12 protein-coding genes are annotated in these 14,090 nt (G+C 32.7%); all 12 read right to left on the bottom strand.

The genetic code is table 11. From position 1 onward, the window contains the following. Positions 1–103 precede the first annotated feature (103 nt). From RNZ47_RS11815 to RNZ47_RS11760, 12 genes are read right to left on the bottom strand one after another with little or no spacing between them, the layout of a single operon-like run. Positions 104–1,495, bottom strand: a complete 1,392-nt coding sequence (locus tag RNZ47_RS11815; protein ID WP_311940232.1) for an exopolysaccharide biosynthesis polyprenyl glycosylphosphotransferase — start codon at positions 1,493–1,495, stop codon at positions 104–106. Between the two features lie 58 nt (positions 1,496–1,553). Continuing rightward, on the bottom strand, positions 1,554–2,564 hold the full coding sequence (locus RNZ47_RS11810; RefSeq protein ID WP_311940230.1) for a glycosyltransferase family 4 protein: 1,011 nt from the start codon (positions 2,562–2,564) through the stop codon (positions 1,554–1,556). Between the two features lie 29 nt (positions 2,565–2,593). Beyond that, positions 2,594–3,979 carry an O-antigen ligase family protein gene (locus RNZ47_RS11805; protein WP_311940228.1) on the bottom strand — a complete coding sequence of 462 codons (1,386 nt, stop codon included), beginning with the start codon at positions 3,977–3,979 and terminating at the stop codon, positions 2,594–2,596. Next, complete coding sequence (locus RNZ47_RS11800; RefSeq protein ID WP_311940226.1) at positions 3,976–5,046, bottom strand: glycosyltransferase family 4 protein; 1,071 nt, start codon at positions 5,044–5,046, stop codon at positions 3,976–3,978. The genes RNZ47_RS11805 and RNZ47_RS11800 overlap by 4 nt, the downstream gene beginning before the upstream one ends. Further along, positions 5,043–6,164, bottom strand: a complete 1,122-nt coding sequence (locus tag RNZ47_RS11795; protein ID WP_311940224.1) for a glycosyltransferase — start codon at positions 6,162–6,164, stop codon at positions 5,043–5,045. Before RNZ47_RS11795 ends, RNZ47_RS11800 begins: the two co-directional genes overlap by 4 nt. Beyond that, complete coding sequence (locus RNZ47_RS11790) at positions 6,161–7,156, bottom strand: glycosyltransferase family 2 protein (protein ID WP_311940222.1); 996 nt, start codon at positions 7,154–7,156, stop codon at positions 6,161–6,163. The genes RNZ47_RS11795 and RNZ47_RS11790 overlap by 4 nt, the downstream gene beginning before the upstream one ends. Continuing rightward, positions 7,157–8,695, bottom strand: coding sequence for a glycosyltransferase family 2 protein (locus tag RNZ47_RS11785; RefSeq protein ID WP_311940220.1), 1,539 nt, complete (start codon positions 8,693–8,695; stop codon positions 7,157–7,159). Continuing rightward, on the bottom strand, positions 8,692–9,840 hold the full coding sequence (locus RNZ47_RS11780; protein ID WP_311940218.1) for a glycosyltransferase family 4 protein: 1,149 nt from the start codon (positions 9,838–9,840) through the stop codon (positions 8,692–8,694). The genes RNZ47_RS11785 and RNZ47_RS11780 overlap by 4 nt, the downstream gene beginning before the upstream one ends. A gap of 15 nt (positions 9,841–9,855) precedes the next feature. Beyond that, positions 9,856–11,253: a glycosyltransferase family protein gene (locus RNZ47_RS11775; protein WP_311940216.1), complete on the bottom strand. Its 1,398-nt coding sequence runs from the start codon at positions 11,251–11,253 to the stop codon at positions 9,856–9,858. Between the two features lie 7 nt (positions 11,254–11,260). Then, on the bottom strand, positions 11,261–12,136 hold the full coding sequence (locus tag RNZ47_RS11770) for an N-acetylneuraminate synthase family protein (protein WP_311940214.1): 876 nt from the start codon (positions 12,134–12,136) through the stop codon (positions 11,261–11,263). 13 nt (positions 12,137–12,149) lie between these two features. Then, on the bottom strand, positions 12,150–13,304 hold the full coding sequence (locus RNZ47_RS11765; protein ID WP_311940212.1) for a cytidylyltransferase domain-containing protein: 1,155 nt from the start codon (positions 13,302–13,304) through the stop codon (positions 12,150–12,152). A gap of 1 nt (position 13,305) precedes the next feature. Then, positions 13,306–14,088, bottom strand: a complete 783-nt coding sequence (locus tag RNZ47_RS11760; RefSeq protein ID WP_311940210.1) for a glycosyltransferase family 2 protein — start codon at positions 14,086–14,088, stop codon at positions 13,306–13,308. Between the last annotated feature and the right edge of the window lie 2 nt (positions 14,089–14,090).

Genomic DNA, 14,090 nt, shown 5'->3' with positions numbered 1-14,090 from the left:
ATTCACTGAGATTCACAGAGGTGCACGGAGTTTTGACCGAAACCATGATATACTAAAAACTGAGACTGTGACTGAATACTTCGACTGAAAACTGAACACAAAATCACTGTCCTCTAAAAAATATCACGGTACTTAGCGTTTTTACAAGAATATTCATGTCCAGAAAAAAGCTTCGATGTTTAATATAATACAAATCGTATTGAAGTTTAAGAAGGCTATCATCAACCGATGAGCCGTATCTGGTTTTTACCTGCGCCCAACCTGTTAACCCTGGTTTAATGATATGGCGGGTTTCGTAAAACGGAAGTAATTGAGATAGTTCTCTAACAAAATACGGACGCTCTGGCCTTGGGCCGATCAAACTCATATCACCCATTAAAATATTCCAAAATTGTGGGATTTCATCTAACCTTGAATGTCTTAAAAATTTACCGAATTTGGTAATTCTGGCATCGTTTTTCTTTGCCCAAACCGCACCTTCTTTTTCAGCATTTTTAATCATGCTTCTGAATTTGATAATCCTAAAAAGGTTTCCGTGTTTACCGATGCGCTCTTGGGAATAAAAAAGCGTTCCTCTATTGCCAATAGCATTTCCCAAAAGGATTAATGGCAATAAAATAATCCCGACCAAAACACCCATTACCGCAATGAGCATATCGAAAAATCGATGAAAAAATAAATACAGTTTATTTTGGTTGCTTCGGCTAAACGGAAAATACTTGTAAAAATCCTTTCCGATGAATTGTATGGGAATTCTACGGGTTAAATCCTCGTAAACCTGTGTATATTCGTTTATGGGAAATCCGCCTTCTAAAAGTGTAATAAGGTCTTTGTAAATGGTTGGGGTTATGGTTTCGGAATTGTAACTCGCTATAACGACTTCGGATATGTTTTCATCTTTAATAACCTGATAAATTTGCTTGGGACTGTACTCAACAATTCCTTTAAATTTAATTTTATCGGTTTTATTGTCTTCACAATTAATAAAGCCCACTATTTTATAATTCGGATCTGCAACATTAAAAGCCTCAACAATAGCTTGAATATTGGATGTTTCACCCACAATAAGTACTTTTTTATAAAATCTGGGCGACACCACAAAGGTTATGTATGCCAGTCTCCAAACAAAAAGTGCAAACAGAATTGCGAAATAAAAGTATAGGATTTGTAGTCGATTAACCGGTAATACAGGTGTGAAAAATGGTGTTAAAAAATAGAACAAAACTGTAATAGACACTGTTAACACTATGTTAGCCGACACCGTTTCTATCTTGCTCGCTTTTTGCAAATCGTACAATTCGAAAATTGTACCAAAAACCAATATATAAATTATTAATACAAAAACCCAGGTCCAGTTTTCTTTGGTAATGGTAAAATAGTCAAAATCGAATGTATCGCTTACAAAATACAATACACTTAGCACGGAAATAATATCGAATATTCGCAGTAGAACTTTACGTTCGGAAATATTAAAATGAATTCCTTTTTTTGACATGTTTTAAGTGAAAATCGAGAGACTATAAATATAGTAAGTAAATTTAATTATGCTCTAATTATTTTAAGAGTTTAATCCATAGGTTTTTAACTGTATTCCAATCCAATTCCTCTACTTTACTTCTGGCAGAAGCCATCATTAATTTTGTTAGTTCTGGTTGGTTTTTAATTTTTTTTATGGCTTCTATAAACGCTTCAACATTATTGGGTTTTACCAATATACCATGCTTGTTATTGGTTATTAAATAAGGCATACCACCTACATCTGTGGAAACTACAGGCAAGCCCAACGCCATGGCTTCAATAACGCTTACAGGCATATTGTCTAAATCGGTGGTATTTATAAAAATATTGAAGCTTTTAGATAAGTTAATCCATGCTTCTTTTTCTAATTTTCCAGTAAAGGTTACTTTTACATTAAGCGTTTCAGCATATTTTTTTGCTTCTTCTAAACTCCCATCATTTTCTGGACCGACCATACAAAGTTCCGCATCGATCTGGTCGTCATTTAAGGCTTTTAAAACCTTTATGGCCAATAATGGATTATAGATTTTTGAAAACGAACGCACCCACAATAGTTTCACCTTATCAAAGTGACGTGCCTTAAACGGGTAATTTTTTATTTCGATACTATTGGGAATACAAACTAAATTTGAATATCCCAAGGCTTCAAAATTAGATTGTGTATACTTTGATGGCGCCACATTTTTATACGCGTAATTAAATATAGATTTTGATAATTTTGGGTGCGATTTTAATCGACTGGGTAAATTTCCTCCATGTAATATTGGAATGTACTTTAAATTTAACAGCCTACAAAATTGACTAACTAAAAACGCGTAATAAAAATTAGAAGTGCTGTATGTATCGATTAGCACAAAATGCGATTCTTTTCTGTACTTCATTACATGATATAACATATCAACCATTCTAAACACCTTGTTTGTTTTACTTGAAGCTGTTTTTATTACAAAACCTTCAGCTTCAAGCAACTTCCCAAAAACTTCAATAGAGGTTACTGTTTTACCCTTGTTTGATAATTTGTTTCCTATGTACAATAGGTTTTTCATCTGTTAAAGTTTTATTGCTTTTTAATGGGTTAGATGTCATTTGTTATTCGCGACGATGCATTTTTAATTGATATGCTTTTTTTCTTTGTTCGCTTTTCAAACTGAATATTTAACAGACATAAGCCATAAATAAAAGCGGGTGCTGCGATACGCATGGATGAATGGTTAATGGTTAAAAACCAAAATAAGTAAAAGGAAAAGAAATATATGTTTTTTTTGTTTTTAAACCTTAAAAACAATGGTGCTAGCAATATTATTGAAAATGCTACCACGCCAAAAATACCGTGTTCTCCAATTATTCTACTCATTTCGTTATGTGATGCAGCTTGTATGCCTTCTTTTTCAAATCGTAACTCCTTTAATTTACCAACGCCAACGCCTAAAAATGGATTTTCGAAAAATTCGTTTAATTCGTTTGTTAGCAAACCTGTCCTTCCCGTGGTTACATCGTCTTTTGTTCTGCCAATTGCGTCTTGATTATTATAACGTTTATCTATTAAGCCTCCTGTATTAAAAGAGCTAACATACCATGTTAACAATATTGCCAATCCTAAAATCAGTAATGTAAACGTTAGCCGTAGCTTTGTTTTGGACGAAGATTTAAAATAAAACACAGCAATAAAAGCTAAAATTATGACAACGGCAACGAAAACGCCCCCTCTACTAAATGTGATGATAGCCCTGTATGCCATTAAGCCTAATATTGAAACGTTTAAAATCTTTAAAAAAAGTGTTTTGGATTGCAAAAACAATCTGCCTGCCAATAAAAAAACACCTAAACCCAATACGGTTGACACTTGATTTGGCCCAAACCCTCCTGAAGCTTCAAAATTTGACTGAGTTCCAGACAAAACGGCTTCAATACTGGGGTTATATAAAAACAAATAAGCTGTTGTAGTTATTATTGGTAAAACTGCGGCTAATAAAATATTCTGTAATGCTATAATTGATACATTTCGTTTGTAACTGTATAAGGCCACTATTCCTAAACAAATTGGTCCGCTTAAGTTAAAAGCAATGGCTGTCCTTACATTGGTTTCAAAACCCAGTGTATTAGCTGCCACAACAATGCCGGGTATTAAAGCCAAAATATACATAAAGTATATATATGATTTTTTACCAATACCATCGCCCAAAGCCATACCTAACAAAACAAATAAAATAACAAAATACTTTGATGCTTCGTATATAAAATTGCCTCCAGTCATCCTTAAAAACACCTCTGAACCAACCACATACGCACACGCTCCCAAAACATATACATATCGTTTTTTTGCTGGAGCATTTATGATGCTGTATAAACTAATAGCTAGAATGGCTATAAAGTAAACTTTAGATAAGGGCTCAAAAATAAATATGCCCACAGCTAAAGCCACATGAAACACGATTAACGTTATGTAACTATACTGTTTCACGCTTTGTTATAAATTGAAATTAATTGCTCTAAGTTTTTTTTAGCACTAAAATTATTAGTTACATTTTTATACAGCATTTCGCCAGCTTGTGTGCGCTCGTCTTCATTATTGATATATTTTAATAAGCCTTTTGAAAATGCATCTACATCATTAGAATTTACCAATATACCTTCTGAATTGTTAGTTATCACTTTATTACAATCGCCAACATTAGTAGCTACAACAGCTAGTTTAGCTAATCCGTATTCTAACAAAGACAATGGTAACCCTTCTGATGACGAGGATAATACCCCAATATCACATTGTGATAAAATATAATTTATATCTTGCCTTAAGCCATATAAAAAAACGTGATCCTCTAGTTTGTTTTCAATAATATATGCTATTATTTGGTTTGAATAGGCATCGTTAAAATCTTCGCCTATTAAGTGTAAACTCCAATCAGTTTTATAGTCTGAAATATTTTTAAATGCATTTAAAAGCAGTATATGGTTTTTGGGATGCCTTAAATTTGCCAAACAAACAATACGTTTCCCGATATTTCCTTTTAAAACTGTGCGTTGTTTTTCTTCTGTTAAAACAGAAAAATTAGATAGGTAGTATATGTTTTTTGTAAATAGGTTTTTTTCTGCCCAAAGCTTTAAATTGGTGTTGACCACAATTACTTTATTAAAAAAAATCGAGCAGAACTTTAACACCAAATTTTTAAATAAGCCGTGGGAATTTCTATTTCCATTATGATCATGCCATATGACCTGAATACGACTATTAAATATTTTTAAAATAGCTGCTTGCACATAGGATGTAGAATGCGCGTGCACAAAATCAATGTCGTGCATTTTAATAAATGCATTCAGTTTTTTTATGGCTTTAAAATCGATGGTGTTTTTTTTATTTAAGAACACATATCCAACATCTTTGTCTATGGTTGTTTTTAACGCACCTTCTAAACGTGTTGCGCACAAAAAAGATTTATCAATTAAATCAGCCAGTAAATTAGCATAATTTACCGCAGTGCGTTCTGCACCTCCAGTTTGTAAAGAATCTATTAATTGTAATACTTTCATTGTGGCTTTAACAATTTAACAATTTCTTTTTCAAAGGCTTCTAAAGTATAATTTTGAGACCAATTACTAGCGTTTTTCGAAATAGATTTTAAGAGCGATTCATTTTTTAAATGATTCGTAAGGTGATGGATGGCCGTATCCAAATTTTCATCAATCAAAATACCGCGATTTCCATAATCAAGCATAAACGGTAGACACGAAATTTTGGTAGCAATTGGAATAGTTCCGAAAAACATAGCTTCGGCAATGGCTTTGGGCCAGCCTTCGGACTTTGATGCCAGTATTAAAAAATGTGCTCTTTTCAGCGTGTGTTTAATTATCGACGCGCTATGGTTGCCTTTAAATAAAACAACATCTTTTAAACCATTTTTAATTACATAATCGTTGAGCGTTTCTTTTAAAAGTCCTTCCCCATAAAGTTCCAAAAAAACATTTTTGTTTTCTTTTTTTAATTGTTCCACCAATTTAATAGCAAAAAGGGGTCGTTTTCCTTTTACCAAAGTCCCTATAAAAACAAAGTGCAACCTGTTATTATAATCGCGTTCTTCAACCTTAACTCTATCTTTTTCAGAAAATGAGGCCGTAAAAAACGGCTTAATATTTTTGGCTTGGTTTTTCCAATGGCCATAAACCAACACTTGCATATTTTTAGTAAAAAACGTGTTGCTTAAAATCCATTGTTGAAATTTGTAACTTAATGGTTGTTTGCTTTTTGGATCCCAATTGCCAGCGTATTTTGCGGTTTTTATTTTTTTTGGAAAACATATTTGAACCAAACTCCCCAAAAGCCCAATATTTCCGGGGCAACGTAAATGAATATGGTCGGCTCTTTTGCAGGCCTGAAAAATAGAAATGAAAATTATTGGAATTTTAATAAAGGATTCTAACCCCTTTTTAATCGAAGTAAATGCTATTGAGGGTACGGTGTTAAGGCGAATATTATCATGTCTGTACGCCATTTCGATAGTTGAAATAGGAGTCTTTATTTTTGGAGCTACAATTTCAATTTCATCTACATATTTTAACCATAAATTCATTTCGCGAACATAAGGCGCATAAGCATAAAGCACATTATTTTGCTGCTTATGTTTGGTGTGCGAAATGATTAAAAACCTCATAATTGCACTTTTGGTTTATTAAAAACTAATGACCACCAACCTACTATCCTACCCAAACTTTCGGTTAAAGCCTCTTTCTTCTTATTTGTATTTACAACATTTGTAAACCTGATAATCGTTAATAAAAACGAAGTGGCGTTCCATTTTATTCTGGCTTTTAAAGTGGGTTTTGGGTATTTTACACGCCAAACATACCACCCGTTTCTTACTACCATTTTCCCATATTTGTACTTATTTGGTCTGCCCGAATCGTCGTGATAATGGTACAATTGGGCAGCAGTGTTTACGTAAAGCTTACCTATTTTTGAGAGCCGTAAACTAAAATCGGCATCTTCGTACAATCCGTAGCCTTCAAAATAGGTTGAAAAATTAAGTTGCTGAAAAATCTCTTTTTTATATGACGATACGCCCCCCATAATTTGTTCCACTTGATAAATTTTTCCAGAAGGCGGTAAAAAACCAACAGACCTTCCGTGGGCAAAGGTTGGGAAAAAACCGGGTATTTTATCTGGAAACAAACCAAACTTTCGTCTTAGTTTAAAACGTGAGGGTTCAATTCGCATCCAGCCATCAAAATAGAAATTGTTGTTATTGTTTTTATTATCGGACAACTTCCATACATTATCATTTAAAATATAACCGCCAACAGCCAAAGCATCTTGTTTTGCTTTGTAGGTAGTTAATAAATTTTCAAAGTAATTTGGTTTCACAATAATATCGTCGTCTAAAAAACAAATAATTTCTGAAGTTTCATCAACTAAATTAATTCCGAAATTACGTTGTTTGGTTAGGCCTCTGTCCTTTTCTTCAACTTTATAATAATTTAGGTTTTTAAAGGTATGGTTTTTAAATAGTTGTTTCGTTTTATCATCAATTGAGCCATCGATAATTAATATTTCATTTGGATATAGGGTTTGTTCCTTTACTGAAAACAGCAACTTCAATAAAGGTTCGCTCCGCATATAGGTACATATAATTAATGAAAATTTCATTTATTTATCTTGTTCTTTTAAAATATTTGCCCAAAACAAACTTTGTGCCCATTGTTTTTTAAACCGTTTATAATATGCAATAGGATTTTTAACTTTTTGCGTTTTGTAATATTTAAAAAACAGCTTGGTTCTGTAACCCAATACTTGTTGTGGTGTTGAGTTATTCAATCGATTCAGCATTACTGTTGGTGAAGGTTTGGGTTGCACCTCGCCTTCCCTTTGCCACGGATGTTTGTAAGGTTCACGAAAGCCACCAATTGGCGCTTTTAAATGGGTTATTTTTTCTTTTGGATAGTAAATTACATCTGATCCTAAATGTCGCAATTGCATGCCATAATCGGCATCTTCTCCAAAACCATGTTCATAAGCTACCTTAAATTCGGTTTTATTTAAAACTTCACGTTTTACGATACTACAACCCGAACCAAATGACGACCACTGAAATGTGGTTTTAAAAACTTCTACTTCATCTTTCCTTAAACAACTTAAGGTCAGCGCATTTATATAATTCTCATGCATAAAATTAATGCTATTTAACAATAAATTTTCATTAAATCTTATGTCATCATCAGCAAAAAAAACATAGTTTGATGTTGTTTCTTTTAAAGCCAAATTACGGGCGTTGCATGCTCCTGTTTGATGTATAAATTTATGAACAATACTAAAAGGCCACTTTTCATTTTTAATAAAATTCAATTCCGTTTTACTATTAATAGCTTCATTTTGTTCAACAATAATCACCTTTGTGGGCAATAAAGCTTGATTTGACAAGTCTTTTAACACATTATGCAAATATTCTTTTCTCCCGATGGTTGGAATAATAACATCTATTGTCGAGCTCGTTTTTATAACTTGTTTCTCAAGAGGTTCTAAATCAAATTTCAACTTGAATTTTTGTTGTCTTTTAAGCAAATTCCGAACAAAAGCCCATATAGGAAACTTGCCTTCATTAATCATTATATTAAGAAGTAATAAAATGCTCCAAACACTTTTATAATGTAGTTTTACAAACTTAAACAATTGAACGTTTGAAGCTGTTTCAGAATGAATTAAAGCGGCGTTCTTATTTAAAAGTTTAGGCTCGGAATAACAAAACAAACCATTGGGCATGCCTTGTTTTGCTATGGCGTTTAAAACAAAATCGAAAGTATCGTCTATCTTTATTTTGTTTTTAAACTTTAATAGCTGCGATGCGTAAATAGCGCCAACTTGACTGCTCATTAACCATGTTGGGTATTTTACGGTTTTATTTACTTTTAAAAATGGAGAGTCTTCAACATAACCAATCCGGTTGGAAAAATATGGGTTTTCCCCATAAGAAAGCATCATGTTTTTAAGATGAAAAGATGCCTTTATACCTTCAATATTAATATGTTCTTTTAGAGATTCGTGGCACCAAACAAGTATACTCTCCGAATTGATTTGCGCTTGATTAAATAACTCATCAATGATTACCCGAGTAGTAAGAGAAATCGATTTTTTAGAATCCAAATCAATAATTTCAATTACTACCTCATTGTTATGCATTAAAAGAATCATGTATTCAAAATAGATTTATAATATGCTATATTTATATCAGCATTTTTTTCAATATCAAAAAGGGTTTCCACTTTTTTTCTAGCCGCTATCCCTATTTCTAGGCACAAATTTTCATCGTTAAACAACTCAATAATTCTAGATGCGTAATCATTTATTTTTGAAGGATGCACCAAAAACCCGTTTTCGCCATCATCAATTAATTCTTGTGCCCAACCTATGCTTGTATTTACAACGGGTCTTTTCAATGCCATAGATTCGATAGTAACCATCCCTAAAGTTTCAGCAAATGACGGAAATGCACAAACTTGAGCCTTTTTAATGTACTCTTTTACATCTTCATAAGGTATCTTTCCTAAATAATTTGATTGTTCTTTCGCTTTCGCGGAAAAAATATTTTGCATCAAACTATATGTTGAAACATTTCCGGTTTTAATGTCTGTAGCATCACCTCCAATCAAAATTAACTGCGCTTCTGAATTTGTTTCAATAACCTTATTAAATATTTGGGCGAGTTCTAAAACACCTTTTTTTCTAATGATTGTTCCAATATACAAAATGGTGTTTTTGTTATAATTCACAGGGGTATCATTCTCAAAATTTTCTAATTCTAGACCGTAATGAATCGTTTTTATCTTTTTTTTATCTAAACCAAATATTTTTTTTGTTTCGTTACTAGCATAATTAGTTGGTGCTATAAAAGCTGTTGCTTGCTTTAAAGCAAGCTTTTCAAACATAAAATTCTTGAACTTTTGCTTTCTTTTTTCCAGTTTACAAAAGTACGCATCACTCCCATGAAATCTAATAACTAAAGGTACTTTAAACACCATAAAAGCAGTAATACCTGTCCAATCTGGCGCCTCTAAAAGTTGTATCTCATTCCTTTTTACAATTTGTCTTACGTAATTTTGAACATGTTTTCTATAAAAAAACCAAGTAGCTATTTTAAATCTTTTTGTTTTTATTGAATGAATTTCTACACCTCCATCAACAAAAACTTCATTACTATTTTGGTGATAAACAAAAACAGTAACCTTGACCCCTTTTTTTACCAAAGCAATAGCCAGGTTTTTTATGCTGGTTCCTATTCCTGCTGCATATTTTATTTTCTGGTGCGGATATTCAGGTGTGATAAAACCAATATTCATAATTCTAGGTTATTCTTAATTTAAAACAGATTCTATAGCGTTCCATATTTTCTCTGAAGCTTTAGTTGGTGTTTTACCAGCAATTACTTCAAACCACTTTTTTCCTTCATCAATATTCGAAAGTTTACCATTTAAAATCTGCTTTACCAAACCTTCTAAATCGTTTTTATCGGTACAAAAAATTACTGCTTTATCACTTGGCATACTTCTAAAATGTACATATTTATAATTTTGTCCAATATCACGAATACCTTTTTTTAATTGTGGTTGCTCATAATTGTAATAAATACATGGTTTCCTATGTGCAACGAAATCGAATACGGTTGATGAACACACATTGGTTACAAACTCGCTATGTTCACAAACATTATAGAGCATTTTAAAGTCATCTGGAGTTGGTAATACTTGATTCCATTGACTACCAACTTGCTTCCAAATGGGGTCTAAAATTTTAATAATATCTTTATTGGCTTCAATAACAGCATTATATCTAGTAGTAAAATCAACTGGACATTTTCTGTAAATTATGCCTAAGTTTTCGTCTTTGGCGTTTAATTTTCTAACTGCGTTTGCTAAATCTTCTAAATAATATTGATCTAATGGAGAAGTGGTTTCATCATCTCCCGAATAGCAGATGTATTTTTTGCTTAAATCAAGATTGTAGTCTTTAAAAAATTCTGCTCTAGATTGCTTTAAACTAGTGTCGTAATGTGGTTCAAACTGTGGCGTTCCTGTTACAAAAACTTGTTCTTCTTTTATAAACGGATAATATTGCAACACTTGTTCCTTCATTAAATCGCTCCACACAAAATAATAATCGGTCTCTACCACTTGCATGGCTTTAGGCACGTTATCCCAAGAATATACAAATGCAACTGTGGGAATTCCTAAATCTTTAGCAGCCAAAAGCGCACTAATAGATTGTGTGGCCCGTTGTGTGGTACAAAACACTAAATCGGGTTTATGCTCGTCTAACTGTGCTTTGCAATACTTATATTTTGAAGTTGAGCGTTCTAACTTATTAATCTTTTTTCTGAGCTTAACTATGCCCTTTTCTGAGGAATACAAGCCAATCAACCACTTGGTATAAAGGCTTTTAAATATATTCTTTAAGCCTTTATAATTGAATGGGAATTTATAAGTTGGATACACATCATCCTTAAATTTATCTCGCGAAACATTTAATTCTGCGCGTTTTCTTGCTCTTGAATATATGGGCAAAAGTGGATGCGCCGAATGGTCTTCTATTTTAACTTCATTAAAACCCAAATTGTCTTTTAACGAAAAAATGGTGTTGTTCCAATAGATAATATCAAAACCCTTTTGTTCGCCGATATTCTTAAAATCGGTAAAAGCGAAATTTCTTAAACCAACACCATCGGGGAAAAAAACGAATACTTTTTTCTTCTTCAAAATAAAATTATCCTTTTTGGTTTTTTAATTTATCGCGTTGTACTTGCTCAATTGGTAAAATATCTTGGGTTTTAAAACTTAAAGCGCTGTAAACCGCATTTAAGTCTCTCGATAATTTACGTAAACCCATGGGTTCCAAAGATGCGGCGTGGTCTGTACCTTTCCAAGTTCTATCAATGGTATAGTGTCTTTCAATAATATTTGCGCCTAAGGTATATGCAGCAACATCAACTGCAATTCCTAAATGATGCCCCGAAAAACCAATATGTTTTACGTCATTTTTATATTTATCTATTAATAAGTTGATGTCTAAAAGGCAGACATCTTCAAACGGAACGGGATAACCCGAAGTACAATTATAAAGCACTAAATCTTTATTTCTGTTTTGTTTTTTGAACAGATTAACCAAAGCTTCAATTTCATCTTTTGTGGTCATTCCTGTTGAAATGTGAATTTCTCCTTTATAATTTTCACATAACCAATTTAACATTGCCGCATTGTTATTGCACGCCGAAGGTATCTTAATAAATTCAGGGTTAATTGAAGCGATTTCTTTAGCCGAAGTAAGATCCCAAACCGAGGTTGAATACGTAATATCAATATCTTCACAATATGCTTTAAGCTTTTTATGCTGATTTACATCGAACTCTAAAAATTCGCGATGTGCGCCATAAGTATCGCCATAAGAATTTGCTGGATTTGGATGTGGCTGATTGTATTGCGCTTCGGTTAACAACTCTTTATTATGTCGCTTTTGAAACTTTACAGCATCAACATTACAGAATATTTTAGCCACTTTTATAAGCTCTTTGGCAATCTCCATATCGCCTTTATGGTTGCAACCAATTTCGGCAATAACATAAGGTTTTTTGTATGTATTCATTGGGTTAGGGCAATTAAAATCTTTTATTATAATTTATTATAAACTCGCAAGCTTCCCGTATGGCTCCCGCTCCCGAGTTTTTTGATAGCACAACATCGGCATGTAGTTTTACAATATCCGTGGCATTGTTTGGAGCTAAAGACCAGCCCACGCTACAAATATTGGTTAAATCGTTAACATCGTCACCTAAATATGCTACATTATTAATGGATATGTTTTCTTTTTGAATGATATTTTGAAGCAAGCTATATTTATCTTTTACGCCTAAAAACACATGTTCAATTTTTAACTTTTGCATGCGTTTTGCAACCAATTCTGATTGTTCCGAAGTCATAATCATAACCTCAACTCCAAATTGTCTTAAAATTTCAAGTCCCATGCCATCACGCATATCAAAGCTTTTGGTATGCTCGCCATCTTTGGTGTAAGTAATTGTGCCATCTGTAAATACGCCATCAACATCCAATACTATATGTGTGATTTTACTTGGTTTTCTTTCTTTTTTTTGTCGGTTAATAAGTAGTTGTTCAACAACCGTCCAATCGTTTTCAGAATCTATTTCGTGCAAAGAATCCTCTGGCATTTTTACCAAAGCAATATTATTACTAATTCTATTTTTGCTGTCTTGAAGTGCCTTTTTAGCTGTAACGTAAACGGCACCGTTTTCAATCAATAAACCATCAAAATCTTGCCTTCTTGGGCGATTGTTAATATTATAATTAGCAGGTGTTCCGTCTTCATTCCAAGTAAACCTGTGTGTATTTACAACGGTTAAAGCAGAATCGTAATTATTATTCAATTTATTTAGACACTCATTAATATTTTCTCTTTTAGTAAATGGCGATGTGGCTTGAAGCAAGCAAAAAACATCAAAATCGTAGTTTATAGCTTCAGCAAATTCCAGCATGGCAAATTCGGTTGAGGCCGTATCACTTGCACTTTCAACACTTCTTAAAAGCGCTTTTACTTTGTTTGTCCAATGGTATTCTTTGTTTATAAAATCGATGATGTCTTGGTCGTTTGTATAAACATAAATTTCATCTAAATCAGAAAAAATGGCTTCTCCTAAAACCCAAGTGAATAATGGTCTGCCAACCATTTTACGTTTGTTTTTATTAAGAATGCCTTTTGAACCTTTGCGAAGTGGAATAAATCCTATTTTCCTCATATTAATCAAACTTTTCAGGTTTATTAAACACAAATTTTAAGCTAAATATAAATCGTTTTACAATGTACCAAAAATCAATTACAAAGTGCTTTATTAATCTGAAAGTTCCCATTACTAAAGCGTTAAAAGCATTTTTCAAACTCAAATCTTGATGCCATAATTGGTAATTACCAACCACATCGCTTTTAAACCTAAAGAATTTCTGTGCTTTTGTTCTTTTAATTTCATAACTGAAAATAGATGCTACAAATTCTATTTTATAGCCTGCTTTAATCACTCTTTTGGACCATTCTTTGTCCTCGAAAGTTGCCACATCATCTTTAAAAGAGTGTTGCTCCCAAACTTTTCTATTAAACGCAGATCCAGAAAAAATCAATCCAGATTTATTAGGGTCGGTTTGTGCAGATACTTTATTTATAAAATTCCTATAATCGATTGTGCTATGCAAACAACGTAAACCCGCTAAATCTTTACGGCCTTTAAATTTCTCTTTTATGAGTTTAAAAAAATCGTGGCTTACAGGATACGAGTGCGCACTAAAAATAACAACAATATCATTTTTGGCTTCGCTTGCAGCTAAATTTGCACTTCCCCCGTAACTAAAGTCTTTTATGGTTACAAATCGTGCGCCATATTGCTTTGATACGGATTCACTTTTATCTGTTGAAAGATTATCAATAACTATAATTTCAGAAACATCATCTTTATAGCGCTCCGTTAAGTTTTTTAATAAAAACGCGAGTGCTTTATCTTGATTTTTATTTCGGATTACAACTGATATCATCG

Source organism: Hwangdonia seohaensis (assembly GCF_031932625.1).
GTDB classification, from domain to species: Bacteria; Bacteroidota; Bacteroidia; order Flavobacteriales; family Flavobacteriaceae; genus Hwangdonia; species Hwangdonia seohaensis.
This window is presented reverse-complemented; position numbering and strand designations above follow the sequence as displayed.